This is a genomic window from Thermomonas sp., from assembly GCF_041905325.1.
Classification (GTDB): domain Bacteria; phylum Pseudomonadota; class Gammaproteobacteria; order Xanthomonadales; family Xanthomonadaceae; genus Thermomonas.
On record NZ_JAYRLK010000004.1, the window covers coordinates 144,339 to 169,958 of the forward strand.

Below are 25,620 nucleotides of genomic sequence, written 5' to 3' on the forward strand. Positions count from 1 at the left end.
ACCCGGGAAACATCCCGATGCAACGTGGGAAATGACATGTTCAACTCAAGGCAGATGTCGAAAGTGCATCGACGGATTTGATGACTCTGGCCGGCACCCCGCCAATCACGGAGCGTGGCGGGAATTCCCCTTTCACCACGGCCCCGGCCGCGACGATGGAATGCGCACCGATGGTGGTGCCACCCAGCAGCGTTGCCCCCGTGCAAATCCAGCAGCCATCGCCGATGGTAATCGGCAGCGAATACCCCTCGCCCGCCACCCGTGGCCCCGTCGGGTCGATGCGATGCGTGCCGGTGGCAAGCGTCACCCGTGGTGCGATGTCGCAATTCGCACCGATGTGGACAGGTGCATTGCCTCCCACTATCAAAACATCATGCCCGATCCAGGTGTCCGCCCCGATGCGCAATGCCCCGGCCAGCTGAAATCTTGCGCTGGATGCACAACGGACATCTTCAGCCACTTGTGCCCCGGCCATGCGCAGAAACCAGCGTTTGAATCCGAAACACCGCGTGGCCGGCAGCCACATGCAGATACATGAAAAAGCGTAAAGAATCCATGAGTTCACGACCACCCCAATTCCGTTTCCACCGATGTCGATCAATATCCGGCACGCAACCGCTGCACTGCCCAGCGGGGAACGAACAGCAGAACACACCCACGAAGCAACGCTTTCGAATCAATATGTTTCGCATTATGAAAGAGAAATCTGGCAGCTTCTGGTTTTTCTTCGATCGCCAATTGCACGAACAGGCCAGACAGGGCCCGGCGCATCAGCTCCGCATACCACGCCTGCTGCTCGTAGCGGCGAATGAATCGGGCAAAGTCTCTCCACAACCGCACCTTGCTGCGACGCCCAAGGCTGGCAGTTACGATTCGGTAATCCACCACGGTCACTTGATCATCATGCAGGCACTCCCAACCCATCTCGGTCACGCGCCAGAACAGCTGCACGTCCTCGAATGCCAGCGTCTCGTCCAGCGGCAGCACCGCCCTGATTGCATCCGTCCGGTACATGCACGAAACCGCAGGCACCGACGCTTTGCCCTGCCGGAAATCCTCGAACCGGTAGCAACGACGCCCGCCCCCCGGGGAATCGGCAAGCCATTTCCCGTTTTCATCGATTTTGCGAATCCCGCCAACCACGAACCCTGCGCCTGGAAATTGCTGGATCTGCCTGACCTGGAGGCGCGTCCTGTCCGGATGACTGATGTCATCCGACGCATGCGGGACCACATAAGTCCCCGATGCCAGTGCGACGCCGGTATTGATCGCCGAAACAACACCGCCATTTTCCTTTTCCACCAAACGAAAGCCTTTTTCCCTGCTCAACGTCCGCAACAAACCACGGCTTCCATCCGTGGAGCCATCATCCACCACGATCAGTTCAATTGCCGGATAATTCTGGCTCAAGATGCTTTCAATCGCACTGCGCACGTACTTTGCGTGGTTGTAACTGGCCACTACGTAAGACACCAGTGGCCATTCCTTCGCATCACTCATGCCACACCCCGGCCTTCATCATCATTTTTCTGCTCAACCCGGCCAGCCGGCCCACCGCACCGCCCAGCCCCGCCATGTGCCCCAGGCGCGCCAGGCCATCCACGCCGAACCCCAGTGCCGCCAACAGCCCCACGACCACGGCAGCATCTTCCCGCCATGATCCCAATCCCGCCACTGCGGCGGATGCGATGAACAGAAGCAGCAAGCGGCGCCAGACCGCTGGTGCCCAGCGGAAGCCGGTACGGCGGCGCACGATCACATACACGGCCGGTGCCAGCACGGCATACATCGCAAAGAAAGAAATCCCGGCGCTCAATATCCCTGCCATCGGCAGCAGGCATGCCAGCAGCCCCACAAAGACACCGATTGCGACACCCTCGGTCAACATGAACGTGCGTCCATCCCCCGCCGCCAGAATGACGAACCCCAGTGGCCAGGACGCCACTTTCAGCACGTCACCCAGCACCTGCCAGCGCAGGATGCCGGTGGCATCGGAAAAGGCCCGCGAATACAGCAAATCGATGACCCAGGGCGCCAGTGCCAGCATTCCCAGAAACACGGGGCCGGCCAGCAGCAGGGCAACTTCGGTCTGCTCGTTGACCAGCCGATTGACCTGCTCCGGCTCGCCGATCGCCGCCGCAAGGCGCGGGTAGTAATCCGTACCCATTGCCCCCAGCACGAAGCCAAGGTAGGTCATGCTGATCAGCCAGGCAGCCTGGAAATGGCCCAGCGCCTCCGGCCCCAGGTCATGCTGGATCAGCGTCCGCGCGGCCAACTGGCCCAGGTTGGTGACCAGGCCGCTGACCATGAAGGCAGCCCCCAGGCCCAGCATGACCCGCCACTGCGCGGCCATGGCCGCCAGCGAAACAGAGCCCCCCCGCAGTTTGCCCAATCGGGCCACATACACATGCCCCAGCAGGAAGCTGGCCACCGGCGCGGCCAGCACGAAGGCCAGAATGCCGCGCTGCCCCCACCACACTACGGCCGCGATGGCGATGGCGGTGGAGACAACGCCGGAGAACACGCTGATGCGCGCCAGATCGCCAATGCGGCGCATGCCGTTCAGCAGCGCACTCTGCGACGCCGAAGCCACGGTCAGCGCCAGCCCCGCGGCCAACCACGCCACCTCCGTGCCGCGACTGCGATCCCCCAGCACGCGCCAGGCCAGCTCGTCGCGCAGCAGCCAGAACAGCAGCGCCCCGGCCATCGCCAGAATCAAGGTCAGCCAGAACAGCGCCCGGCGCGTCACGGCCACGGCATCCTCCCCCCCTGCAGCCGTGGCCTGAGCGATCTGCCGCGTGCCCACGTTGCCCACCCCCAGGCCGGCGATGCCGGCCCCGGTGGACATCATGTTCTGCAGCAGCCCGATCAAGCCCACACCGGCCGGCCCCAGCAGCAGCGCGGCGATCTTGGTGCGCAGCAAGCCGACGGCGATGTTGATCACCGAGGCCCCCCCGATGATGGAGGATGAGCGCAGGATCTGGCGGTAGGAATTCGTCATCTATTCCAGCGCCCGAAGTATTTTCGCCGGCACTCCACCTGCAACCGTCATCGGAGGAACATCGCTCGTCACCAATGACGAATTTGCAATGACTGCCCCCATTCCAATCCTGACGCCTTTCAATATCCGCACGTTGGACCCGACGAAGACGCGATCCTCGATCACCACGGGAGAAGCCCACTCGGGCTTCGACATGGATCGCTCGTCAAGCCGCAACCCATGAAAATCGCTGTCGAGAACCTCGACATTGGCGCCTATCAGGCAATCGGCCCCGATAGAAATCGAGGAATGCTCGGCAATGCAACAAAAACCGTTATTGATCCACGTGTTCTCGCCGATTCTCACGACTGCCGATGGCCTTCTAGCTTCGATGTAGGCGTAGGCACCAAGAAATCCCGGTGACGGAAACACGCCGATGCGGACATTCCGGGCGAACTCGATGCTGCCCGCCCCCGCCACTTGCAGAGGCTGGTGACAGACGGGATTGCCGCGATAACCATTGGTCGACAGCCCCCTGTACCACAGGACCCGCAACCACTGCACACCTCGGATCGCCAGTAATGCGAGGCGCCGCCGCACCCTGGAAAGAATCATTGCAGTAGTACCTCAATCACCCGTTCCGCCTGCTGCACGGACAAGTGCGGCCCCATCGGCAGGCTCAGCACAGCATCGGCCATGCGGTTGGCCAGCGGGAAGGCGTCTGCGGCAAATCCCGCTTCGGCATACGCGGCCTGGCGGTGCGGCGGAATCGGGTAGTGGATCAGCGAACCGACGCCCGCCTCGGTCAGCCTGGCCTGCAAGGCATCGCGCTGCGGGTGGCGCACCACGAACAGATGCCACGCCGGGTTGGCCCACTCGGGCACTTGCGGCAGCACCAGACCACCGCCTGCCAAACCTTCCAGATACTGGCGGGCGATGGCCGCACGGCGCGCGTTCCAGTCGTCCAGATGCTTCAGCTTCACCCGCAGCACCGCGGCCTGGATCGGGTCCAGCCGGCTGTTCCAGCCCTGCACTTCGTTGACGTACTTCACCCGCGAGCCGTAGTTGCGAAGCACGCGCAGGCGGTCGGCAATCTGCGGATCGCTGGTGGTTACCGCGCCGCCGTCGCCCAGCGCCCCCAGGTTCTTGCCGGGGTAGAAGCTCCACGCCACCGCATCACCATGCGCGCCGATGCGTTTGCCCTTGTACCGTGCGCCATGCGCCTGCGCCGCGTCTTCCAGCACGCGCAGGCCATGCTTGCGGGCGATGGCCAGAATGGCATCCATGTCCGCCGGCTGCCCGTACAGGTGCACGGGCAGGATGACCTTGGTGCGCGGGGTGATGGCAGCCTCGATGCGCGCAGGATCGATGTTGCATGTCGCTTCCACCGGTTCCACCGGCACCGGCACCGCACCGCACTGGCTCACCGCCAGCCAAGTGGCGATGTAGGTGTTGGACGGCACGATGACTTCATCGCCGGGGCCGACATCCATCGCCCGCAGCGCCAGATGCAGGGCATCCAGGCCGTTGGCCAGGCCGATGCAATGCACGGCTTCGCAGTACGTGGCGTATTCGGCTTCGAAGGCATCGACTTCGGGGCCGAGGATGTACCAGCCCGAATCGACCACGCGATTGATTGCCTCGGCGATCTCCTCACGTAACTCCACATGCGGGGCTTTCAGGTCGAGGAACGGGATCATGGCTTGGCACCCGCCAGTTGCAGGAATTCGTCGTAGTCGCGGATGTAGTCGCTGGCGTCGTAGTGGTGCGAGGCGAAGACCAGCAGCACGGCGTCTGGGGAATATTTGTACTGCGTGCCCCAGGTCATGGGGGGCATGTAGAAGCCGATGTCGGGGCGGTCGAGGACAAACTCTTCGCGCCGCCGCCCGTCATCGCCGATGACCGAAATCCGGCCACGGATACATATCAAAAATTGATGGCACTCTTTATGCGCGTGCTCGCCACGGATTTCCACCAACGGCACCTGGTAAACAACAAAATACCGCTTTGCCAAAAAAGGGATGTCACGCTCAAATTCACCAGCGCTCAGATTTCCACGAACATCCGTGATGTTGGGAAGCTTCACCAACCCGAAGCCGTCACTGCGCATCACGCCAGGCCTCATAGCCAATACCTTCCCACGGCATTCCCCGGTCAAAGTTCAGGCGCCACGGATAAACATTCGTCCCGTCAACCTTCGACTTGATGTCGTGTATCGACGCAACCCGTCTGGCGGGGTTGCCGACCACCACATCTTCCGCCGCGACGTTCCGATTGACGATGGAGCCTGCGCCCACCAACGCATCCGTGCCGATGACCACGCCCGGAAGAATGACGCTCATCGTTGCTATGACCGCAAACGATTCGACCGTAACACCGACCAGATGATTCGAGGGCGGATGCGGGTCATTCGTAAGGACGACGTACGGAAAGATCCAGACGCAGTCTTTGATGACACTTCCTTGACCCACATGCACGTTGCTGTGAAACCTGACGTAGTTTCCGATCTCGCAATTCCCCTGAATATCGGAAAGCGTACCTACGCGAAAGTTTTCGCCGGCCCTGGTTCCTTCCCGAATGGTTACTCGATGGCCTGTTTCAAGCCGCGCGCCAAACGCAGAGCCCGCGTACAAAATCGAACCGGAGCGAATGATCGATGCCTTGCCGATTCGCAACACCGGATTCGAATAGTTGTCGCCATCGTTATAAATGGCGGAGTTCGGCTCGCCAAGGATCACGTCCGCGCCGATCCGGCAATCGTCGCCGATTTCAACATTGTCATAAATGATGGAACGCGGCCCGATCGTCACATTCCGGCCAAGTTTGACGCCATCGCCGATCAATACCGACGAATGGATGCCTGAAAAATTCTTCATCGCATGATCTCCGCATGATGCCCGTCGCTGCAGCCACCGCCCAGTTGCAAGTGCCTCAACCCACCCACCCCTGCCCGGTCAATCCCAGCAAATATTCCCCATACCCGCTCTTCGACAACGGCCCCGCCAGCGCCTGCAGGGCGGCGGCGTCGATCCAGCCGTTGCGCCAGGCGATTTCCTCCGGGCAGCACACGCGCAAGCCCTGGCGCTTTTCAATCGTTTCCATGTAGGCGGCAGCCTCCACCAGCGCCTCGTGGGTGCCGGTATCCAGCCAGGCAAACCCGCGCCCCAGTTGTTCCAGGTGCAGGCTGCCGTCGTCGAGGTAGCACTTGTTGAGGTCGGTGATTTCCAGCTCGCCGCGCGACGAGGGCTGCAGTTGCCTGGCAAAGCCGCTGGCACGGCCATCGTAGAAGTACAGCCCGGTCACGGCATGGCTGGATTTCGGCTGCGTCGGCTTTTCCTCCAGCCCGATGACTTTGCCGTGGGTGTCGAATTCGGCCACGCCGTAACGCTGCGGGTCGCGGACCTGGTAGCCGAACACGGTGGCACCGTGCTCGCGCGCATCAGCACGATTGAGAAGCTCGGTCAGGCCCTGCCCGTGGAACAGGTTGTCGCCCAGCACCAGGCAGCTGGGGCCGCCGGCAAGGAAGTCTTCGCCGATCAGCAGCGCCTGCGCCAACCCGTCCGGACTGGGCTGCACTGCGTAGTCGATCCGCATGCCCCATTGCGCGCCATCGCCCAGCAGGCGCTGGAACAGCGCCTGCTCGTGCGGGGTGGTGATGATGAGCACTTCGCGGATGCCCGCCAGCATCAGCACGCTGAGCGGGTAGTAGATCATCGGCTTGTCGTACACCGGCAGCAGCTGCTTGCTGATCGCCTGCGTCAGCGGATACAGCCGGGTGCCGCTGCCGCCGGCGAGGAGGATTCCCTTTCGGAGCGGGCCCTTGCGTTTCATGCCGTTCCCATCCTTTCCAGCCGATAGCTGCCGTCCAGCACGCGCTGCACCCACGGCTGGTTGTCGAGATACCAGTCCACCGTCGCGGCGATGCCCTGTTCGAAGCTGTACTGCGGCTGCCAGCCGAGTTCGTCGCGCAGTTTGCTGGCGTCGATGGCATAGCGGCGGTCGTGGCCGGGGCGGTCGGCCACATGGGTGATCTGCACGGCGCGCGGCTGGCCATCCGCACGCGGGCGGCGCGCATCCAGCAGCGCACAAATGGCCTTGACCACTTCGATATTTTCCATTTCCGCATTGCCGCCGACGTTGTAGGTCTCGCCCACCCGGCCCCTGGCCAGCACGGTGCGGAGCGCTTCGCAATGATCCGTGACGAACAGCCAGTCGCGCACCTGCTTGCCGTCGCCGTACACCGGCAGCGGCGCGCCGGCCAGCGCCTTGGCGATCACCAGCGGGATGAGCTTTTCCGGGAAGTGGTAGGGGCCGTAGTTGTTGCTGCAGTGGGTGGTCAGCACCGGCAGCCCGTAGGTGTGGTGGAACGCGCGCACCAGGTGGTCGGAGGCGGCCTTCGATGCCGAATACGGCGAGTTCGGCGCGTACGCCGTGGTTTCGGTGAACTTGCCGGTTGCGCCCAGCGTGCCGTACACCTCGTCGGTGGAGACGTGCAGGAAGCGGAAATTTTCCCGCGCCGCGCCTTCCAGCGTTTTCCAGTAATCGCGCACCGCCTCCAGCAGCGCCAGCGTGCCCACCACATTGGTCTGGATGAACGCGGCCGGGCCGTCGATGGAGCGATCGACGTGACTCTCGGCGGCGAAATTCAGCACCGCGTCGGGGCGGTGTTCGGCCAGCAATGCGGCCACCAGCGCGCGGTCGCCGATGTCGCCGTGCACGAACACGTGGTTCGGGTCGTTTTCGATCGCCGCCAGCGTGTCGCGGTTGCCGGCGTAGGTCAGCGCGTCGAGGTTGATGATTTCATCGCCGGATGCGATTGCATCCAACACGAAATTGCCCCCAATAAAGCCGGCGCCGCCGGTAACAAGAAGTTTCATTGCATCAGGTTCCGTAGTATTCGCGATACCACGCCACGAACTTCGCCACGCCCTCTTCCACCGAGACCCGAGGGCGATAGCCGGTCACGTTGATCAGTTCGGAAACATCGGCTTCGGTGTCGGGCACGTCGCCGGCCTGCAGTGGCAGCAGTTCCATCACCGCTTTCTTGCCCAGGCACTGCTCCAGCACTTCGATGTAACGCAGCAGTTCCACCGGTTGTTCGTTGCCGATGTTGAACAGGCGGTACGGCGCGACGCCGCTGGTGGCGGGGTCGGGCTGGTGGCTGTTCCAGGCCGGGTTCTTGCCGGGGGGGTTGTCCAGCGCGCGGATCACGCCTTCGGCGATGTCGTCCACGTAGGTGAAGCTGCGCTTGTGGTGGCCGTGGTTGAAGACCTTGATTGGCTCGCCGGCAAGAATCGCCTTGGTGAACAGGAACAGCGCCATATCCGGCCTGCCCCACGGGCCGTACACGGTGAAGAAGCGCAGGCCGGTGCAGGGCGTGCCGTAGAGGTGGGCGTAGCTGTGCGCCATCGCTTCGTTGGCTTTCTTGCTGGCCGCGTACAGGGTCAGCGGGTGGTCGGTGCCCTGATGTTCGGAAAACGGCATGGCGGTGTTGGCGCCGTAGATGGAGCTGGTGGAAGCGAACACCAGGTGTTCCACGCCGTGGTGGCGGCAGCCTTCCAGGATGTGCAGGAAGCCGGTGACATTGCTGCTGATGTACACGTGCGGGTTCTGCGCGGCGTAGCGCACGCCGGCCTGCGCGGCCAGGTTGATGACGCGCTGCGGTTGGTGGGTGGCAAACGCCTGCTCAATGGCGGCGCGGTCGGCCAGGTCGGCGTGGATATGGGTGTAACGCGGATGGGTGGCCACCCGCGCCAGCCGCGCCTGCTTCAGGCTGACGTCGTAATAGTCGTTGATGTTATCAATACCGATGACCTCATCACCGCGCTCCAGCAATTCGAGGGCGACGTGCGAACCGATGAAGCCGGCGGTGCCGGTGACGAGGATTTTCATGCGCATGCCACCTTTGCGGCCAAGTCGTGGAAATAGCGGGCAGACCAGATGTCCAGCGCGCGGGCATCGCGCAGGAAGGGACGCACGTCGGCACGCGCCTGGTCGATGCCGAGTGTTTCGATGCGGTGTTGCAACAGGTGCCGGAAACCGGCTTCGTCCAGCACACCGCCATCCCAGTCGCCACTCTGGCGCGCGCGCTGCTCCAGGTGCGCCAGGTGCAACGGCACCGCGTTGCGTACGTACCATTCGAAATCGAACCAGTCGCGACCCTTGACCCGGTTTTTCCACTTGCGAAATAGAAGCGCGTGCATTTTGCCTGCGAACAGATCGGGCAGCGCGTAGCACTTGGCGTAGAACGAATACGGTTGCACCAGCAGGCGTTCTTCGGTAGCGAAACCCGGCGGCGGGTCGGTGTCCACTTCGAACTTGATCTTGAGGATGCGCTGGCCGCGCACCAGCACGTCGTGGATCGATGTGCCCTGCTTGATGAAGGCGGAGACGACAGCGGACTCCACCGATTTTTCGTGCGCGGCGATCTCGACCTCGAAGCCGAAGGCGGCGAATTCGCCGCGCATGGCATCGAAATACGGCTCCAGGCTGAACTCGGGGTCCGGGGCAAGCAGGGAAAAATCCAGGTCTTCGGAAAAGCGCGGCAGGCCGTGGAAGATGCGCAGGCAGGTGCCGCCATAGAACGCGGCCTTGGCGAAGAAGCCACCGCGCTGCAGGCCGGCCAGAGCGATTTCCTGCATGACCTCGCGCACGGCATGGGCGCGATCCTCCGCCGGGTAGCGCGCCAGCATTTGCTCGACGACGTTCAATGCACGGTTTCCAGGCATTCCAGCAGCGCGTGCAGTTGCGCGGTCTTGCTGCCGCCGGCGGCATAGGCGCGAACCGTGTCCAGGTCCAGGCCGCGCAAGGCGCCGGGATCGATCCGCAGATCCTCGAACAGGAAGCGCCGCATGGCAGTGCGGGTGGTGGCACGCAGGCGCGGGGTCAGCAGGACCTTGTCGCACAGGGCCTTGGCGGGGGATGCAATCAGGAAGGTTTCCTGCGCCGAGACGCTGACCTGGGTGATGCCGAGCGGATACAGGTTTGCGGGCAGGCGCGTGTAGGAAAAACGCCCCAGCGCGTTGTCGATCACGCGGCTGCGGCCAGTGCACACCGATGTGATTTCGTGCACGCGCTCCGGGATCAGGCCATGCCAGGCCAGCGCATGGTCCAGCGAGACACAGGAAGGGCCATGCAGATGGTTGGCCACCAGCGGCAGGCACGGCGCGCGCCCGCTTTCGCCGCGCACGTACAGACCGCGCTTGACCGGCACCAGCACGCCCAGGCGCAGCCATTCGGCAATCTTGTCGTTCGGGCGCCGGTAGTCCTTCAACACGGGCAGCAGTGCGCCGTGGTGGAACGGGACGCTTCCGAAGTGTTGGAGGCTGGGTTCAGTCATACGACAATTCTGTCAAGAAAATCGGATTATTCCCGATTATCAATTCAAATTCTTACAACCTTCCATCCACCGCATCCCGCGGCAGCACGTGCTTGACGTCGTACACCACGGCCTGCGGTTTGCCGAAGGCGCGCACGCCCTGCCCGCCCCACTGGCGGAACTGGTCGTGGCCCACCGCCAGGATGATGGCGTCGTAGCTGCCGGGCGGCGGGTTTGCGAGCGGGGTCAGGCCGTATTCGTGGCGGGCTTCGGCGGCGTCCACCCATGGGTCGTGCACGTCCACTTCGCAATGGAAGCCGCGCAGGGCGGCCACGATGTCCACCACGCGGGTGTTGCGCAGGTCCGGGCAGTTTTCCTTGAAGGCAAGGCCCAGCACCAGCACCCGCGCGCCAACCGGGTTGATGCGTTTGTGCAGCATCAGTTTCAGGGTCTGGTCGGCCACGAAGCTGCCCATGCCGTCGTTGGTGCGACGGCCGGCCAGGATGACCTGCGGGTGGTGGCCCACTTCGGCCGCCTTGTGGGTGAGGTAGTACGGGTCCACGCTGATGCAGTGGCCGCCCACCAGGCCGGGGCGGAACGGCAGGAAGTTCCATTTGGTGCCGGCGGCTTCCAGCACGTCCAGGGTGTCGATGCCCAGCTTGTTGAACAGGATGGCCAGGTCGTTGACCAGCGCGATGTTGAGATCGCGCTGGGTGTTTTCGATGACCTTGGCGGCCTCGGCCACCTTGATGGTGGGGGCCTTGTGGGTGCCGGCGGTGATGATGCTGGCGTACAGGGCGTCCACGAAGTCCGCAGTGGCGGGCGTGGAGCCGGAGGTGACTTTCTTGATGGTGGTGACGCGGTGGGCCTTGTCGCCGGGGTTGATGCGCTCCGGGGAATAACCGATGGCGAAGGTGTCTGCGCCCCCATCGGCCGTTGCTTCGTAACGCAGCCCGGACACGCGCTCGAGGATGGGGACGCAGATTTCCTCGGTGCAACCGGGGTAGACGGTGGATTCGTAAATCACGGTGTCGCCGGGCTTGAGCACCTTGCCGATGGCTTCGGATGCCTTGACCAGCGGGGTCAGGTCCGGGCGCTTGGCCGCATCAATGGGCGTGGGCACGGTGACGATATAGACGTTGCAACCGGCGATTTCATCGAGCTGGTCGGTGAACCGCAAGCACGTGGCCTGGGCCAGCAGCTCCGGCTCCACCTCCAGGGTGCTGTCCTTGCCCTGCTTCAGTTCGGCAATGCGGGCGGCGTTGATGTCGAAGCCGGTGGTGGCGTACTGCTTGCCGAATTCCACCGCCAGCGGCAGGCCGACGTAGCCAAGGCCGATGATGGCGATGCGGGTGTTGTGCAGGGTCTGGGGCATGGGTGCTTGGGTCAGTGGAAGACAGGGGCGCGCCGCGCGGGGTCAGTCGTGGCCGATTTCACCCTTCAGGGTTTCGATTTCGGCGCGCAAGTGGTCGTACTCCCGCATTTTGCGGGCAAGGAACTGGCGGGTGAGTTGCAGCCTGGCGTCGATGCCGGCCGGTGTGAGCAGATAGGCATACCCCAATTTGTTGGGGCTGCGACTGAAGTTGCCGACCTTCACCCAGCCTTTGTCGATCAACGCGCGCAGGGCAAAGTTGAGCTTGCCCAACGACACGCCGGTGTCGCGTGCGAGTTCGCGCTGGCTGGCCTGCGGGGTATCCACCAGCCGGCGCAGGATGGCAACGCTGAGTTCGTCGGTGGTCATGCGACACCCTTGCGTTCACTGGTTGAACGCAGGCCACCTTACACGATCGGACGTCTCCGGGGAATCCGTGCGCCATTGCGTGGTCGATGCAGGCTCTGCCACCCGGAACGGGTCACAGGGGCTGGGCTTCTTCCGGGGTGTCGTTGGCGGTCTCGGCGGCTTGCCGGGCTTGCGACATGTCCCCCAGCGCCGCCAGCAACACGCCGGCCAGCGCGCCGCAGGTGGCCATCAGCGTGAGCGTGCGCAGGGGGTAGTCGGCCCAGGAATGCGCCAGCACGGCGCACAGGGCCGCCAGGCTGGCGCCCGCCAGCACCGCATTGCGGCCATGCGCGCGGGCGATTTGCCAGCCTGCTGCCACCAGCAACAGCAACGCCGCGGCCAGCGCCAGCATGCCCAGCCAGCCGGCCGTCATCCACCACTGCGCGTATTCGTTGTGGGCATGGTTGACGTAATTGGCCATCTGCAAGGATGCGGGTGCCGCCTGCTCGAAGGCCGGCACGAAGCTGCCCATGCCGCTGCCCAGGGGGGCTTCGGCCTTGCCCATGGCAACGGCGGCGGCAGCCAGCGTATGGCGGATTTCTTCGGCTTGATCCACCGCCAGCCAGCCGATGGCGGCCCGCGCGCCCACCACCGACAACACCACCAGGCCCAGCGCCAGCGCTGTTGCCCGGCGGCTGCGGCCGATCTGTCGCAGCTTGAGAACCCTTGTCAGCCACAAGGCCAACGCCAGCACCGGCAGCACGATGGACATGCCCGCACGCGAAGTGGAGAGCGGCACCATCAGCAGGAAGCCGGTTGCCAGCCCCCAGTACCACCAATGCCGATGCGGGTGCGCCTGCCCGCGTACGGCACGCAGGCGCGACTCCGCCGCCAAGCCCACCGCCAGGGCCATGCCGATGATGCAGGCGGTGGCCTGGTGGTTGGTGTTGGCCAGCAGACCGCCGAAACCGGCGTCGAAGTCCTGATAGAGGCGCAAATCGCTTTCCTGCGGCAACCCGGCCTGGAAGAAGGCAAACACCACGTTGAAGGCGACCAGCCCCACCAATGCCTGCAACAGCCGGCGACGTTGCACCGCCGTCAATGCGCAGGCGGCCAGGAACGCCGCCATCGCCGGCAGCAAGGCCCACAACGCGCGCTCGCTGGCAGCGGGAGTGAGGCTCCAATGCGGTGCCACCGTCACCCCCGCCACGGCGATGTCCGCTGCCAGCGCCTGTCGCGCCGGTGGCAAATGCCACAGCGCGGCCGGAATGGGCAGCAGTTGTACCGCCGGCACCATGGCAATGGCCGCCGCCACCCACAACCCACGGCGCACCCACGGGGACGGGGTTTCGTCCAGCAGGGTGGCAGCTGCCAGCAACAGGACCGGCAGCGCCAGCAATTGCAGGCCTTCGTCGATGCCGGTGTCGTCGCTGGTCACCCCGCCCCCCAGCCAGCAGGCAACCAGCAGCAGGATCAGGGCGGGCAGCAACAGGCGGCGGGCAACATCGGTCATCGGCAGTCACCTTTCATGATGCACAAAACAAAACAGGGCAGATCTTGCGATCTGCCCTGCCTGGATGGCAAGCACCAGCGCTGGTTGCACCGATCAGAAGTGACGGATACCGGCGCTCAAGGGGCCATTCGGGGTGTTGTTCTGGCTACCGATCACGGCACCGATGGCAACGGCGGTACCCGCGATGATGAGGGCGTTGCTGCCGCTGGCATGGCTGCCATTGGTCCAGCCCGCAGCGCGGCATTCGGCCGGCACGGTGTAGACGCCCGGTTGGCGGAACTCGACGCGGCAGCCGTTCTTGAAGATGGCCACGGCCGAAGAACCGGCGTTGACCATGACCTTTTCGCCGACCACCAGCATCTGACCGCTGTTGGCGGAGGCGTAATCACCACCGGTGCTGGTCATCACCGACCCGGTATCCACCTGCAAGGTGATGTTGTTGTCCTGGCTCTGCGCAACGGCGGAACCGGCAAACAGGGAGGCGGCGGCAAGCAGTGCAACAGCGAGCTTGGTCATGGCAATCATCCTTGGCATGGCAAGAGGGGGAAACGCGCGACGGCAACACTAGCACCGGAACCGGCCCGACGCAAGCGCATCGCACCGATGCTGACTCAGGTCGATGGCGACAGTTCCATGTCCGCCAGCCACAGCTCCCCCGCCACGCCTTGCGCGGCACCGGCGGGCACCGGGTTGACCAGCCGCAGCCATTGCCCGGGGCAGCCTTCCTGCGGGATGGTGAAATCCAGCTGCACGCCCCGCCAGGGGAAATCGCCCTGCACCGGCTCGCTGCGAGCCACGATCCCGGCCGGCCCGACGCACGCCACCTGCCATTGCAGGCCCAGTTCGCTGCGCAAGGCCCGCGCGCGCATGCGCATGCGCAGCCGATAACCACCCGGTGACAGCAACAGGGGCTGCTCCAGTCCGGCACCAGGAATGCGCCGGTCGAGGAATTGCAGGTAGGCTGCCTGCCCGCCGGTGCCGGCTTCGGGCAGGAAATCCAGCAGCACGCCCGGCACCCGCCGAATGCGCCAGTCAAAGCCGGTGCTGCTGGGCTCCTGCGCGAAATCCCCGTTGTACAGCAACGGCAACCGCCCCCCCGGCTTCACCACCGATCCCGCCCAGCGTGCGTAAGCCTCGCCCCAGCGTCCTTGCGCCATCAGGCTATCCAGCCAGCGCCCGTAGTCTTCCGACGACAGGCCGCCGTGATCCTGCAGGTATTGCATCACCCGGCCGGCGGCATCGGCATTGCCGGCCCCAGGCTTCTGCAACGCCGTCAGCAGGCCGTCGCGCCACGGCGGATTGCGCAGCAACGTCCGCGACAGCGCATCGGCGAATGCAGGCACTTGCGCCATGCGCGCCAACACCGGGTTGATGCCGGCGGCACGCTGCGGCGCCATGCGCAGCAGGCTGTCGATATGGTGCAAAGCATCGTCGAACTTGCCCGCCTCCAGGTAGCGCTGCGCCAGCCACACCCGGCTGGGGACGTCACGCGGCGCGCGCCGGGCGGCGATCAGGTACAGGCGGAAGGCCCGCTCGCGGTCCCCCAGCTGGTCGCTGGCCGCCGCCAGCACACGGAAGGCCTGGCCCTTCAGCGGTGTCTGCCTCAACAACCGGCGGGCGGTGGCCTGGGCCTGGCGGGGCTGGCCTTGGGCCAATTGCCGTTCCGCCAGCACCAGCAGCGCGGAAGCGGAGCCGGGACGCCACTGCAATGCCTGCACCGGATCGGTGGCCGCCAGACGCTCGGCCTGGCGCTGGCCATACACGCGCCAACCGGCGAACAAGGCGGCAACCACCAGGACTGCAAACAAGGCACGACGGGCGTGTGGCGTCATCAATCGCGCTCCAGATTCAAATCGGTCACCAGCCAGACGCCATCGCGCCAGCGCAGGCGGGCACTGAGCTGGCCAGCCCCGGCGATACCGCTGGTAAGTTCCGCGGTTTCACGGCCGATCTCCCAACGGGGCGACACCCACCGCACGCGCCCGTTGCCGCGCAGGGTTTGCCGCACCTGCTCGGCATCGGCCTGGATGCCGGGGTTGTTCCAGATCGGCGGCGGAGGCCGGTCGGTGGCTTGCAGGAAGCGCAGCAGTTGCTCGCCGGTTTGCCTGGCCTGCTGCATGCGGTTGAAATCGGGTGCGGGCGCATCCACTGCCGCAACCGGAGGCGGCTCCGGCGCGGGCGCACTGACGGGCAGGGCGGCAGGCTGGGCAGCGGCCTGGGCGACGGCGACACCCCGGGCCGGAAGATCGCCGCGCCGCGCCGGTGGCGGCAGCGTGACCGCGGCAATCGCCGTGGCAGTCGGCATGGCCGCCAACGCCGGTTCCTCCGCCAGTCGCGGCGCTGCCGATGGCGATATCGCGGCTGCGGCAGGTGGCATGGCCACCGGGCGCGGGGCCGGTTTGGCAACAGCCAAGGCGACCGCTGCGTCTTCGTGCGCGCTGTGCACGGGTTTGCGGGTTGCACGCTGCGGCGATGCCGCAGGTGACAGCAATGCCGGCGGCACCGCCAGCTCACCTGCGGCCTCCACCGGCACGACACCGGCTTGCGACTCCAGCGCCGGCTCCTCACGCAGGATCACCACCAGCAACAGCACGGCACACAACCCCAGCAGCACCAGCACCGGCACACGGCGACGCCAGCGCGCTTCCGGCGGTTCCATCTCGACCGCCGGCACCCACGTCGACACCCTGCGCAGCGTGCCGCTGCTGTCGAACAGTTCCGGCGGGCGCTGCTGGCGCAGCGCTTCGTCATACAGCCGCCGGTGATCGGGAGTGCGCAGGCGGTTCCAGGCCGTGTTCACCCGCGCGGCGAAAACGGCATCTTCCTCACTGTGCGGGCGATCCGGATGCAGCCACAGTTGCAGCAGGCGATGGTGGGCCTTGATCTGCTCGCCACCGGCTCCGGCCGACACGCCCAACACGCGGTAGGCATCGGCCTGCGGGAAGAACAACACCTCGCGGGCATAGAACTGCGCCGCTTCGCGCAAGCGCTCCGCGGGCTCGCCGAACGTTGCGGTGGCGGCCGCCAGGGCCTCGGGCATCGCCCCGGCGGCGATGCCCAGCAACACGTCCATGCCGGCCGGCAACGGCTTTTGCCGCAGCGCGTGCCGCTCGCCTGGCGCATGCAACAGCGCCAGTGCCCATTCCAGCGCGCTCCCCTTCGCGCCGTCCATGGCTCAGCCCTTGGTCAATCGCGGCTTGTTGCCATAGGCGTAATACGACTCGTAACGGTAGCCGTAACCATAGCCGTAGCCGGCGGTGCGGGCGTCGTACTTGGTCAGCAGGCACCCGACGATGCGCGCGCGCGCCACCAGCAAGCGCTTGAGTGCGATCTGCGCGGCGCTGATCTTGGTCTTGGCGCTGTTGACCACCAGCAGGGTGCCATCGATCGCATTGGCGAGGATGGGCGCATCGGCCAACCCCAGCACCGGCGGGCCGTCGATGATGACGTGGTCGTAACGCTCGCTGCCGACGGTGAGCAACGACACCAGCTTGGAGCCGGACAACAGCTCGGCAGGATTCGGCGGCAACGGCCCGGCCAGGATCACTTCCAGGCGCTCGTCGTCGGTGGCCTGCACCGCCGCATTGAACGCGCAAGCGCCGGCCAGCAGGTTGCTCAGGCCGGTTTCGGCGCGCATCCCCAAGGTCTTGTGCAACGAGGGGTTGCGCAAGTCGGCATCGACCAGCAACACGCGCTTGCCCAACTGGGTGAGGTTGCGCGCCAGTGCCAGCGCCGTGGTGGACTTGCCTTCGCCCGGGCCGCTGCTGGTCACCAGCAAGGTGCGCGGCACGCCGTGGTCGGTGGCGAACTGCAACGCCGTGCGCACCGAACGATAGGCTTCCGAGAACGACGACTGGCTGTTGGCCGCGGCGGCGACCACGCTCTCCTTGGGCCCCAGCTTGGGGATGATGCCCAGCACCGGCAGCTTGAGCTTCTGCTCGATGTCTTCCGGGGTCTTCAGGGTGTCGTCGAGGAACTCCAGCAGGAACGCCAGCAGCACCCCCAGCATGCCGCCCAGCAACAGGCCGATGGCGAGGTTCAGGGTGAGGTTGGGCTTGAAACGCCCGCGCGGCACTTCGGCGCGATCGATGATGGAGATGTTGTTGCTGCGCACGTCGCCGGCGGCGCCGATTTCCTTGTACCGCTGCAACAGGCCATCGTAGAGCTGGCGGTTGGTATCCACCTCGCGCTTGAGGATGTTGTACTGGATGCTGCGGTTGTCGACATCCAGCGCCTCGCCGCGCAATGCCGCGATCTGCCCCTTCAGCATGTTTTCCTGGGTCATCGCCGCGTCGTACTCGGCCCGTACCGATGCCCGCACGCCCGCCACTTCCTTGGCGATCTGCCGGTCCAGCTCGTCCACCTGGCTCTTGAGCTGCTGCATCTCCGGGTAGTCCGGCTTGAAGGTCTGCAGCTTGAGCTGGTACTGCGCCTGCAACTGGCCCTTCTGTTGCTGCAACAGGCGGATGTTGGAATTGCCGATCATGTCGGCCGGCATCGCCCCGCTGGATGCCTGGTGCCAACGCGCTTGCGCGCGGATGCGCTGGTCCTGGGCGGTGGCGAGCGCGGCGTTGAGCTGGGTCAGGTTCTGCACCGCCAGCGATTGCCCCTGGTCGCCGGTGTTGATCAGGTTTTCCTGCTGCGCGAACTGCACCAGCTTGCGCTCGGACTCCTCCAGCTTGATCTTGGTCAGCCGCAACTGGTCTTCCAGATAGCTCTTGGCGTAGGACGACGCCCCGAACCTGCGCTCCAGCCCGGATGCAATGTAGCCATCGGCGACGGCATTGGCGGCGCGTGCGGCGAATTGCGGCGAGGGGCTGTCGAAATTGAGCTTCACCAACCGCGAATTGCGCACCGGCTCCACGCTCAGGCCACTGCTGATGAGGCTGGCGGCGGCGCGCAACTGCTGCCGCTCCGTGGCCTTGGCGTCCGCCTGCCTGGCCTGCTGCTTGCTCTGCGGATGCAGCAAGCCCAGCATGCGGCCCAACCAGCCGGCATCGACCAGGCGATCCATCGCCGCCTGATCGATGTTCATTTCATTGGCCACGCGTTCGGCCAGCGACTGGCTGCGGATCAGCTCGTATTGCGTCTGCAGGAACTCCGGGTCCCAGCCGCCATCGCCCCCGGGCTGGATGCCGTTCACCTGCACCACCTGGATGCCTTCCTTCTCCAGTTGCAGCACGGTGGTGGCGCGATAGATGGGGGTCGCCGTGAGGGTGAACAGCAGCGCCAGTGCCACCACCGCCGCCAACACGGCGATGATCAACCGGCGGCGTTTGACCAGGATGTGCCAGTAGGCCAGCAGGTCGATTTCATCGTCGTTGCGGCGCTGCTCTTCCTGCAGCTCCAGTGCCAGCGCGGTACCCGCGCGATGCTGCGCCAGTGCGTGCACGGGCTGCGCCTCATGTCGCAACGGCAGGCGGTTGTCGTCGCCGGACGGGCCGGCAGGCAGGTGGTCTTCGGTCATTGGCTATCGTCCTTGATCTGCTTCAGAAGAACCAGCGGAAGATGCCGATCGCCGGTGCGGTTTCGATGAACCGGCGGAACGCGGACTTGCTGCCGGATTGCTCGACCACGATGATGTCGTCACCGTAGATCTGCGGGTCCTCGGCCTGGCCCTTGCGCACCAGCCGCAGGTCGAATACCGCGGCCATGCGCTTGCCATCCACCTGCCGCATCACCACGATGCCGCCGAGATCGGCGGTCTTGTCGTCCACCCCCCCCGCCAGCGCGATGGTCTGCAGCAAGCTGGTCTTGCCGGTGATGGGGTAGATGCCGGGCTTGTTCACCGCACCTTCCAGGGTGACCCGCTGGCTGGCGTATTCCTTCACGAACACGCTGACCTGCGGGTTTTGCAGGAAGCCGTTGCTGTACTTCCTGCCCAAGTCCGCTTCCAGTTCGGGGATGGTCTTGCCGCCGGCCATCACCGCGCCGATCAGCGGCAACGAAATCTGCCCGTTGGAGTTGACCCGCACCTCCTTGTTCAGGTCCTGCACGCCGAACACGCTGATGTCCAGCAGGTCCTGGGCACCGATGCGGTAGTCGGTCGCGCCTTCGTAGGCCCCCGACGTGGCGGTGGTGTCCGGCGGCGGCAGCTGGTTGCCGGCTACCGCGTTGGCGGGTGCGTTGCGTTGGGCGCCATCACTGGCGCAGGCCACCAGCAGCAGTGCCAGCATCGGAATCAACAGGAGTCGCAGCCAGTGGCGCATGCGTACGTGAACCTCGTCGGGGGAACGCGCATTATGCGTCCCGCGGCAACGCGTGCAAGCCGAAGCACCCGCCACTCGCCCCTGTTCGGCCGCCAAAGCGAAAAAAACGATTGCTCCCGCGACGCATTCATGTAAAATGCGCGGCTGATCCGGGCGGTTAGCTCAGCGGTAGAGCATTGCCTTCACACGGCAAGGGTCGCAGGTTCGAACCCTGCACCGCCCACCAACAAGATCCTTCAAGACTTGCGCCACCCTCGCGGTGGCGTTTTTCGTTTCCGGGGGGCAAGCAGCCCCCGCCATCGCCGGGGCTGCGATGGTCAGTGCAGCCCCAGTGCGGCCAGCACCTCGTCGGCCAGTGCCGCGGCATCGGCCTGCGCGGTGCGCAGGTGCAGCTCGGGGCGTTCCGGGGCTTCATAGGGCGAGTCGATGCCGGTGAAATTGCGCAGCTCACCGCGCCGCGCCTTCGCGTACAGGCCCTTCACGTCGCGACGCTCGGCATCGGCCAGGCTGGTGTCGACGAAGATTTCCATGAATTCGCCGGCATCGAACAGCGCGCGCGCCATGTCGCGTTCGGCGCGGAACGGGCTGATGAAGCTGACCAGCACGATCAGGCCGGCATCGGTCATCAGTCTGGCCACTTCGGCCACGCGGCGGATGTTCTCCACCCGGTCCTCGTCGGTGAAGCCCAGGTCCTTGTTAAGACCATGGCGGACGTTGTCGCCATCCAGCAGGTAGGTGTGCCTGCCCAGTGCCTGCAATTTCTTTTCCAGCACGTTGGCAATGGTGGATTTGCCGGCGCCGGACAAGCCGGTGAACCACAGGCAGCGGGCCTGCTGGTGCTTGATGGCGGCACGCGCGGCCTTGTCCACGTCGAGATGCTGCCAGTGGATGTTGGCGGCGCGGCGCAGGGCGAAATCCAGCGTGCCGGCGGCGACGGTGGCATTGCTCTGGCGGTCGATCAGGATGAAGCCACCCAGTGCGCGGCTTTCGGCATAGCTGGAAAACGGCACCGGCTGGTCGAGGTGGAGGTTGCACACGCCCACTTCGTTCAAGCCCAGGTACTTGGCGGCCAATGCCTCCTGCGTGTTGACGTCGACCTTGTGCTTGATCTCGGTCACCGACGCCCCCACGGTGCGCGTGCCGATCTTGAGCAGGTACGGCCGCCCCGGCAACAGGTGGTCATCGCCCAGCCACAGCAGGTGCGCGGCGAACTGGTCCGCCACTTCCGGCGGGTTGGCCGCGCTGGCGATCACGTCGCCGCGGCTGGCGTCGACTTCATCGGCCAGGGTGAGGGTGATGGCCTGCCCTTCGCTGGCCACCGACAGGTCGCCGTCGGCGGTGACCAACCGTGCCACGGTGGAGCGCCGCCCCGCAGGCAGCACCACGACCGCATCGCCCGGCGCCACCTGCCCGGCCACCACGGTGCCGGCAAAGCCGCGGAAATCCTGGTTCGGACGGCACACCCATTGCACCGGCAGGCGAAAGGCGGTTTCAGTGTCGCGCTGCTCCACCGGCACGGTTTCCAGATGCTCCAGCAGCGACGGCCCGGTGTACCACGGGATCTGCGGCGAACGCGCGATCATGTTGTCGCCACGCAGCGCCGACAGCGGAATGCACTGCACATGCGCGATGCCCAGATGCGCGGCCAGCTCGCGGTATTGCCCGGCGATGCCGTCGAACACGGCCTGGTCGAAGTCGACCAGATCCATCTTGTTCACCGCCAGCACCACGCGGTTGATGCCCAGCAGCTTGACGATGTAGCTGTGGCGGCGCGTCTGCGTCAGCAGTCCCTTGCGCGCGTCCACCAGCACCACCGCGACGTCGGCGGTGGAGGCGCCGGTGGCCATGTTGCGGGTGTACTGCTCGTGGCCCGGGCAGTCGGCGACGATGAACTTGCGGCGCTCGGTGCCGAAGAAGCGGTAGGCAACGTCGATCGTGATGCCCTGCTCGCGCTCGGCGGCCAGGCCATCCACCAGCAACGCGAAATCGATCTCGCCATTCTGGGTGCCGTGCTTGCGGCTGTCGGCTTCCAGCGCACTGACCTGGTCGTCCAGCAACAATTTGGTGTCGTGCAGCAGGCGGCCGATCAGGGTGCTCTTGCCGTCATCCACGCTGCCGCAGGTGATGAAGCGCAGCAGGCCCTTGGTTTCGTGTTGCTGCAGATAGGCGGCGACCTGCGCGCTGGCGCTGGCACTCGCGGTGGCGGTGGCGGTGGCGTGCATCAGAAATAGCCCTCCTGCTTCTTCTTTTCCATCGAGGCGGTGGGATCGTGGTCGATCACCCGGCCCTGCCGCTCCGAGGTGGTGGCCACCAGCATTTCGGCGATGATTTTTTCAAGCGTGTCGGCGTCCGATTCGATCGCGCCGGTCAGCGGGTAGCAGCCCAGGGTGCGGAAGCGCACCCGCTTCATTGCCGGCACTTCGCCCTCGCGCAGCGGCAGGCGCCCGTCGTCGACCATGATCAGCGCGCCGTCGCGTTCCACCACCGGGCGCTCGGCGGCCAGGTACAGCGACGGCACCGGAATCTTCTCGCGGTAGATGTACAGCCAGATGTCCAGCTCGGTCCAGTTGGACAGCGGGAACGCGCGCACCGACTCGCCCTTGTGGATGCGGGCGTTGTAGAGGTTCCATAATTCCGGGCGCTGGCTCTTCGGGTCCCAGCGGTGCTGGGCGTTGCGGAAGCTGAAGATGCGCTCCTTGGCGCGCGACTTCTCCTCGTCGCGGCGCGCACCACCGATGGCGGCGTCGAAGCCGAACGTGTCCAGCGCCTGCTTCAGCGCCTGCGTCTTCATCACGTCGGTATGCACGGTGGCGCCGTGGCTGACCGGGCCGATGCCGCGCGCCACGCCATCGGGGTTGGTGTGCACGCGCAACTCGACACCGGTCTCGGCGGCACGCCGGTCGCGGAAGGCGATCATCTCGCGGAATTTCCAGCCGGTATCCACGTGCAGCAACGGGATCGGCGGGCGCGCGGGATAAAACGCCTTCAGCAGCAGGTGCAGCAGCACCGAGCTGTCCTTGCCCACCGAATACAGCAGCACCGGGTTCTGGAACTCGGCGGCGACTTCGCGAAGGATGTGCAGGCTTTCGGCTTCGAGCCGATCGAGGTGTGAGAGTGCGGTATTCAAGGCAGCAACGGCATTGGAGCGAGGCCGCACAGCGTATCAGTTGGACTTGCTGGCCCGCAGCCGCAAAACATGCGCTGGCGGCATGAAGGCATCACCGCGCGCCTCGTCCCAGAACTCGCGGAACACCGCGTGCCGCAGCTGCCGGTCGTCCAGCAACTCGCCGGGAGCCATGTAGCGGTACAGCGCCGCCAACGAGCGCACCTCGGTGGGCGACACCCGCCGCAGGATGTGCTCGGGGCCAAGTTGATCGGGATGCGTCAGGCCCGCCGCGCACAGCAGGTCGCGCAGCGCGCGCAGGGTGTTGTCGTGGAACTCGAACACGCGGGTGGCCTTGTCCGGCACGTCCAGGTGCTTCCAGCGCGCCGGGTCCTGGGTGGCGATGCCGGTGGGGCAGCGGTTGGTGTGGCAGCTCAAGGACTGGATGCAGCCCAGCGCGAACATGTAGCCACGCGCGGCATTGCACCAGTCGGCCCCCAGCGCCAGGGTCCGCGCGATGTCGAAGCCGCTGACGACCTTGCCCGCCGCGCCCAGCTTGATGCGCTCGCGCAGGTTCAACCCCACCAGCGTGTTGTGCACCAGCATCAGCCCTTCGCGCATCGGCACGCCGACGTGGTCCACGAATTCCGCCGGCGCGGCGCCGGTGCCGCCTTCGGCACCGTCCACCACGATGAAATCGGGCAGGATGCCGGTTTCCAGCATCGCCTTGGCGATGCCGAACCACTCCCACGGATGGCCGATGGCGAGCTTGAACCCGGTGGGCTTGTCGCCCGACAGTTCACGCAGGCGCGCCACGAATTGCAGCAACTCCACCGGCGTGGCGAATGCCGAATGCCTGGCCGGCGAGACGCAATCCCGCCCCATCGGCACGCCGCGCGTCGCGGCGATTTCCGGGCTGAGCTTGGCCGCCGGCAGCACCCCGCCATGGCCGGGCTTGGCACCTTGCGAGAGCTTCACCTCGATCATTTTCACCTGCGGGTCGCAGGCCTGCGCGGCGAAACGCCCGGGATCGAAGGTGCCGTCGTCGTTGCGGCAACCGAAATAGCCGGACGCCACCTCCCACACCAGGTCGCCGCCGGCTTCGCGGTGATACGGGGAGATCGAGCCTTCACCGGTATCGTGGTAGAAACCGCCGCGCTTGGCGCCACCGTTGAGCGCGCGGATCGCCGCCGCCGACAGTGCCCCGAAACTCATCGCCGAGATGTTGAACACGCTGGCCGAATACGGCTGCCGGCGCTCCGCGCCGATGACGATGCGGAAGTCGTGGTCGCGCACCTCCGCCGGTGCCAGCGAATGGTTGATCCATTCGTAATCCCCGCCATAGACATTGCGCAAGGTGCCGAACGGGCGCACGTCGTTGACGTGCTTGGCACGCTGGTAGACCAGCGCACGCTGCTCGCGCGAGAACGGCACCTTGTCGGTATCGGCCTGGATGAAGTACTGGCGGATTTCCGGGCCGATGGTTTCCAGCCCGTAGCGGAAGTGCGCCAGCAGCGGGAAGTTCCGCCGCAGCGTGCTCTTGCGTTGCAAAAGGTCCAGCGAGCCCAGCAGCGACAGCGCGCCGAAAGCCGCCGCGCCCCACCACCACCCCGGGTGCGCGAGCGCCAACACGCCTGACAGCACGGTGAGCCCGAGGCAGGCGACATAGGCGGAATAACGCGACATGGCGGCTCCGATGGTGGCGTGGTGCCCGGGGAGGGACTCGAACCCTCATGGCCTTGCGGCCGGCGGATTTTAAGTCCGATGCGTCTACCGATTTCGCCACCCGGGCGGATGCGCTGCCATCGTTCTCCAAAAAAAAACAGCCCCGCGTTGCGGGGCTGTCGTGTTGGAGGCCGAGGTCGGAATTGAACCGGCGTACGCGGATTTGCAGTCCGCTGCATAACCACTCTGCCACCCGGCCGGATGACTGCTTCGCGCCTCTGGATTCTTCCACATCGCACCCGCGGATGCGATACATGTGCCGAAGAAAAAGCGCCCGGGCCTGACCCGGATAAAACGAAGCCCCGCGAACGGGGCTTGGTGAACTTGCGTTCGAAACTGGAGCGGGAAACGAGACTCGAACTCGCGACCCCGACCTTGGCAAGGTCGTGCTCTACCAACTGAGCTATTCCCGCGTTGAGCCCGCCATTCTACGGGTTCATTTTTCGATGTCAACAGTTTTTGCGCCTGCTTTTGCATCGGCGGTTTGCGCATCGTCCGCGCGCAACGCCGGCCATGCCGCGCGCAGGTATTCGAACCCCGACCACAGGGTCAGCAGGGCGGCGGCCGCCAGCAGCCATTCCCCCAGCACGAACACCGGGATGCCCAACAGCGGCTCGCGGTACAGCAGGAAACTCAGCGCGATCATCTGCACGGTGGTCTTGACCTTGCCCACCATCGCCACCGCCACCTTGGCGCTCAAGCCAAGTTCGGCCATCCACTCGCGCAAGGCCGACACCGCGATCTCGCGGCCGATGATCACGCTGGCCCACAACGCCATCCACAAGGTGTGGTGGTGCTGCACGGTGATGACCAGGGCGGTCGACACCATCAACTTGTCGGCCACCGGGTCGAGGAAGGCCCCGAATTTCGAGGACAGCCGGTAGCGTCGGGCAATCCAGCCATCCAGCCAATCGGTGACGGATGCCGCCACGAACACCACGGTGGCGGCCAGGTTGGACCAGCGATGGTCGAGGTAATACACCACCACCAGCACCGGGATCAGGGCGATCCGCGCCAGCGTCAGCCAGGTGGGAATGGTCAGGGTCATGCCG

Annotated in this window: 24 protein-coding genes and 4 tRNA genes; 1 reads left to right on the forward strand and 27 read right to left on the reverse strand. The window is 65.4% G+C overall.

Features of this window, described 5'->3' with window-relative positions; all coding sequences use genetic code 11:
* Positions 1-40: 40 nt before the first annotated feature.
* The 20 genes from ACE3OK_RS06100 to ACE3OK_RS06195 all read right to left on the reverse strand — a co-directional run bounded on the left by ACE3OK_RS06100 (position 41) and on the right by ACE3OK_RS06195 (position 19,740).
* Entirely contained in the window at positions 41-601 is a 561-nt protein-coding gene (locus ACE3OK_RS06100; RefSeq protein WP_374248663.1) for a hypothetical protein, read from the reverse strand.
* The gene (locus tag ACE3OK_RS06105; RefSeq protein ID WP_374248664.1) at positions 598-1,500 is read right to left on the reverse strand and encodes a glycosyltransferase family 2 protein; all 903 of its coding nucleotides are present in this window, start codon (positions 1,498-1,500) and stop codon (positions 598-600) included. Before ACE3OK_RS06105 ends, ACE3OK_RS06100 begins: the two co-directional genes overlap by 4 nt.
* Complete coding sequence (locus ACE3OK_RS06110; protein WP_374248665.1) at positions 1,493-3,001, reverse strand: O-antigen translocase; 1,509 nt, start codon at positions 2,999-3,001, stop codon at positions 1,493-1,495. Before ACE3OK_RS06110 ends, ACE3OK_RS06105 begins: the two co-directional genes overlap by 8 nt.
* Positions 3,002-3,595 (reverse strand): acyltransferase, encoded by a 594-nt coding sequence (locus tag ACE3OK_RS06115; protein WP_374248666.1) that lies wholly within the window; start codon positions 3,593-3,595, stop codon positions 3,002-3,004.
* Positions 3,592-4,680, reverse strand: coding sequence for a DegT/DnrJ/EryC1/StrS family aminotransferase (locus ACE3OK_RS06120; RefSeq protein WP_374248667.1), 1,089 nt, complete (start codon positions 4,678-4,680; stop codon positions 3,592-3,594). Before ACE3OK_RS06120 ends, ACE3OK_RS06115 begins: the two co-directional genes overlap by 4 nt.
* The gene (locus tag ACE3OK_RS06125; protein WP_374248802.1) at positions 4,677-5,090 is read right to left on the reverse strand and encodes an FdtA/QdtA family cupin domain-containing protein; all 414 of its coding nucleotides are present in this window, start codon (positions 5,088-5,090) and stop codon (positions 4,677-4,679) included. The genes ACE3OK_RS06120 and ACE3OK_RS06125 overlap by 4 nt, the downstream gene beginning before the upstream one ends.
* Positions 5,080-5,856, reverse strand: a complete 777-nt coding sequence (locus tag ACE3OK_RS06130; RefSeq protein WP_374248668.1) for a hypothetical protein — start codon at positions 5,854-5,856, stop codon at positions 5,080-5,082. The genes ACE3OK_RS06125 and ACE3OK_RS06130 overlap by 11 nt, the downstream gene beginning before the upstream one ends.
* A gap of 55 nt (positions 5,857-5,911) precedes the next feature.
* Positions 5,912-6,811, reverse strand: coding sequence for a glucose-1-phosphate thymidylyltransferase RfbA (gene rfbA / locus ACE3OK_RS06135; protein WP_374248669.1), 900 nt, complete (start codon positions 6,809-6,811; stop codon positions 5,912-5,914).
* Positions 6,808-7,857 carry a dTDP-glucose 4,6-dehydratase gene (gene rfbB / locus ACE3OK_RS06140; protein WP_374248670.1) on the reverse strand — a complete coding sequence of 350 codons (1,050 nt, stop codon included), beginning with the start codon at positions 7,855-7,857 and terminating at the stop codon, positions 6,808-6,810. Before rfbB ends, rfbA begins: the two co-directional genes overlap by 4 nt.
* A 4-nt stretch (positions 7,858-7,861) precedes the next feature.
* A complete protein-coding gene (locus ACE3OK_RS06145; RefSeq protein ID WP_374248671.1) occupies positions 7,862-8,872 on the reverse strand; it encodes an NAD-dependent epimerase in 1,011 nt (336 codons plus the stop codon).
* Complete coding sequence (locus ACE3OK_RS06150) at positions 8,869-9,708, reverse strand: nucleotidyl transferase AbiEii/AbiGii toxin family protein (protein ID WP_374248672.1); 840 nt, start codon at positions 9,706-9,708, stop codon at positions 8,869-8,871. The genes ACE3OK_RS06145 and ACE3OK_RS06150 overlap by 4 nt, the downstream gene beginning before the upstream one ends.
* Entirely contained in the window at positions 9,687-10,319 is a 633-nt protein-coding gene (locus ACE3OK_RS06155) for a hypothetical protein (protein WP_374248673.1), read from the reverse strand. Before ACE3OK_RS06155 ends, ACE3OK_RS06150 begins: the two co-directional genes overlap by 22 nt.
* 52 nt (positions 10,320-10,371) lie before the next feature.
* Complete coding sequence (gene tviB, locus ACE3OK_RS06160) at positions 10,372-11,673, reverse strand: Vi polysaccharide biosynthesis UDP-N-acetylglucosamine C-6 dehydrogenase TviB (RefSeq protein ID WP_374248674.1); 1,302 nt, start codon at positions 11,671-11,673, stop codon at positions 10,372-10,374.
* 42 nt (positions 11,674-11,715) lie between these two features.
* Positions 11,716-12,039 (reverse strand): MarR family EPS-associated transcriptional regulator, encoded by a 324-nt coding sequence (locus tag ACE3OK_RS06165; protein ID WP_374248675.1) that lies wholly within the window; start codon positions 12,037-12,039, stop codon positions 11,716-11,718.
* A gap of 112 nt (positions 12,040-12,151) precedes the next feature.
* Positions 12,152-13,531 (reverse strand): O-antigen ligase family protein, encoded by a 1,380-nt coding sequence (locus ACE3OK_RS06170; RefSeq protein WP_374248676.1) that lies wholly within the window; start codon positions 13,529-13,531, stop codon positions 12,152-12,154.
* 93 nt (positions 13,532-13,624) lie between these two features.
* A complete protein-coding gene (locus tag ACE3OK_RS06175) occupies positions 13,625-14,047 on the reverse strand; it encodes a hypothetical protein (protein ID WP_374248677.1) in 423 nt (140 codons plus the stop codon).
* A 95-nt stretch (positions 14,048-14,142) separates the two neighbouring features.
* Positions 14,143-15,363 carry a tetratricopeptide repeat protein gene (locus ACE3OK_RS06180; RefSeq protein WP_374248678.1) on the reverse strand — a complete coding sequence of 407 codons (1,221 nt, stop codon included), beginning with the start codon at positions 15,361-15,363 and terminating at the stop codon, positions 14,143-14,145.
* Positions 15,363-16,703, reverse strand: a complete 1,341-nt coding sequence (locus ACE3OK_RS06185; protein WP_374248679.1) for a J domain-containing protein — start codon at positions 16,701-16,703, stop codon at positions 15,363-15,365. The genes ACE3OK_RS06180 and ACE3OK_RS06185 overlap by 1 nt, the downstream gene beginning before the upstream one ends.
* 3 nt (positions 16,704-16,706) lie before the next feature.
* Positions 16,707-18,998: a GumC family protein gene (locus tag ACE3OK_RS06190; RefSeq protein WP_374248680.1), complete on the reverse strand. Its 2,292-nt coding sequence runs from the start codon at positions 18,996-18,998 to the stop codon at positions 16,707-16,709.
* A 22-nt stretch (positions 18,999-19,020) separates the two neighbouring features.
* The gene (locus tag ACE3OK_RS06195) at positions 19,021-19,740 is read right to left on the reverse strand and encodes a polysaccharide biosynthesis/export family protein (RefSeq protein ID WP_374248681.1); all 720 of its coding nucleotides are present in this window, start codon (positions 19,738-19,740) and stop codon (positions 19,021-19,023) included.
* Between the two features lie 151 nt (positions 19,741-19,891).
* Here ACE3OK_RS06195 and ACE3OK_RS06200 point away from each other — a divergent pair.
* Positions 19,892-19,966 (forward strand) — tRNA-Val (locus ACE3OK_RS06200).
* Between the two features lie 91 nt (positions 19,967-20,057).
* On the opposite strand, the gene cysN is transcribed toward ACE3OK_RS06200, so the two are convergent.
* The 7 genes from cysN to pgsA form a co-directional block, all read right to left on the reverse strand.
* Positions 20,058-21,962, reverse strand: a complete 1,905-nt coding sequence (gene cysN, locus ACE3OK_RS06205; protein ID WP_374248682.1) for a sulfate adenylyltransferase subunit CysN — start codon at positions 21,960-21,962, stop codon at positions 20,058-20,060.
* Positions 21,962-22,867: a sulfate adenylyltransferase subunit CysD gene (gene cysD / locus ACE3OK_RS06210; RefSeq protein WP_374248683.1), complete on the reverse strand. Its 906-nt coding sequence runs from the start codon at positions 22,865-22,867 to the stop codon at positions 21,962-21,964. The genes cysN and cysD overlap by 1 nt, the downstream gene beginning before the upstream one ends.
* A gap of 36 nt (positions 22,868-22,903) precedes the next feature.
* Complete coding sequence (locus tag ACE3OK_RS06215; protein WP_374248684.1) at positions 22,904-24,529, reverse strand: FMN-binding glutamate synthase family protein; 1,626 nt, start codon at positions 24,527-24,529, stop codon at positions 22,904-22,906.
* A 19-nt stretch (positions 24,530-24,548) separates the two neighbouring features.
* A tRNA-Leu gene (locus ACE3OK_RS06220) sits at positions 24,549-24,635 on the reverse strand.
* Between the two features lie 58 nt (positions 24,636-24,693).
* A tRNA-Cys gene (locus ACE3OK_RS06225) sits at positions 24,694-24,767 on the reverse strand.
* Between the two features lie 138 nt (positions 24,768-24,905).
* Positions 24,906-24,981: transfer RNA gene (locus ACE3OK_RS06230), tRNA-Gly, on the reverse strand.
* Positions 24,982-25,004: 23 nt separating this feature from the next.
* Positions 25,005-25,616 (reverse strand): CDP-diacylglycerol--glycerol-3-phosphate 3-phosphatidyltransferase, encoded by a 612-nt coding sequence (gene pgsA / locus ACE3OK_RS06235; protein ID WP_374248685.1) that lies wholly within the window; start codon positions 25,614-25,616, stop codon positions 25,005-25,007.
* Positions 25,617-25,620: the final 4 nt, after the last annotated feature.

Bases quoted from the DNA above. Each gene is read 5' to 3' on its own strand.
- ACE3OK_RS06105 (WP_374248664.1), bottom strand. From the start codon at position 1,500: ATGAGTGATGCGAAGGAATGGCCACTGGTGTCTTACGTAGTGGCCAGT.
- ACE3OK_RS06110 (WP_374248665.1), bottom strand. From the start codon at position 3,001: ATGACGAATTCCTACCGCCAGATCCTGCGCTCATCCTCCATCATCGGG.
- ACE3OK_RS06115 (WP_374248666.1), bottom strand. From the start codon at position 3,595: ATGATTCTTTCCAGGGTGCGGCGGCGCCTCGCATTACTGGCGATCCGA.
- ACE3OK_RS06120 (WP_374248667.1), bottom strand. From the start codon at position 4,680: ATGATCCCGTTCCTCGACCTGAAAGCCCCGCATGTGGAGTTACGTGAG.
- ACE3OK_RS06125 (WP_374248802.1), bottom strand. From the start codon at position 5,090: ATGCGCAGTGACGGCTTCGGGTTGGTGAAGCTTCCCAACATCACGGAT.
- ACE3OK_RS06130 (WP_374248668.1), bottom strand. From the start codon at position 5,856: ATGAAGAATTTTTCAGGCATCCATTCGTCGGTATTGATCGGCGATGGC.
- rfbA (WP_374248669.1), bottom strand. From the start codon at position 6,811: ATGAAACGCAAGGGCCCGCTCCGAAAGGGAATCCTCCTCGCCGGCGGC.
- rfbB (WP_374248670.1), bottom strand. From the start codon at position 7,857: ATGAAACTTCTTGTTACCGGCGGCGCCGGCTTTATTGGGGGCAATTTC.
- ACE3OK_RS06145 (WP_374248671.1), bottom strand. From the start codon at position 8,872: ATGAAAATCCTCGTCACCGGCACCGCCGGCTTCATCGGTTCGCACGTC.
- ACE3OK_RS06150 (WP_374248672.1), bottom strand. From the start codon at position 9,708: ATGCCTGGAAACCGTGCATTGAACGTCGTCGAGCAAATGCTGGCGCGC.
- ACE3OK_RS06155 (WP_374248673.1), bottom strand. From the start codon at position 10,319: ATGACTGAACCCAGCCTCCAACACTTCGGAAGCGTCCCGTTCCACCAC.
- tviB (WP_374248674.1), bottom strand. From the start codon at position 11,673: ATGCCCCAGACCCTGCACAACACCCGCATCGCCATCATCGGCCTTGGC.
- ACE3OK_RS06165 (WP_374248675.1), bottom strand. From the start codon at position 12,039: ATGACCACCGACGAACTCAGCGTTGCCATCCTGCGCCGGCTGGTGGAT.
- ACE3OK_RS06170 (WP_374248676.1), bottom strand. From the start codon at position 13,531: ATGACCGATGTTGCCCGCCGCCTGTTGCTGCCCGCCCTGATCCTGCTG.
- ACE3OK_RS06175 (WP_374248677.1), bottom strand. From the start codon at position 14,047: ATGACCAAGCTCGCTGTTGCACTGCTTGCCGCCGCCTCCCTGTTTGCC.
- ACE3OK_RS06180 (WP_374248678.1), bottom strand. From the start codon at position 15,363: ATGACGCCACACGCCCGTCGTGCCTTGTTTGCAGTCCTGGTGGTTGCC.
- ACE3OK_RS06185 (WP_374248679.1), bottom strand. From the start codon at position 16,703: ATGGACGGCGCGAAGGGGAGCGCGCTGGAATGGGCACTGGCGCTGTTG.
- ACE3OK_RS06190 (WP_374248680.1), bottom strand. From the start codon at position 18,998: ATGACCGAAGACCACCTGCCTGCCGGCCCGTCCGGCGACGACAACCGC.
- ACE3OK_RS06195 (WP_374248681.1), bottom strand. From the start codon at position 19,740: ATGCGCCACTGGCTGCGACTCCTGTTGATTCCGATGCTGGCACTGCTG.
- cysN (WP_374248682.1), bottom strand. From the start codon at position 21,962: ATGCACGCCACCGCCACCGCCACCGCGAGTGCCAGCGCCAGCGCGCAG.
- ACE3OK_RS06215 (WP_374248684.1), bottom strand. From the start codon at position 24,529: ATGTCGCGTTATTCCGCCTATGTCGCCTGCCTCGGGCTCACCGTGCTG.
- pgsA (WP_374248685.1), bottom strand. From the start codon at position 25,616: ATGACCCTGACCATTCCCACCTGGCTGACGCTGGCGCGGATCGCCCTG.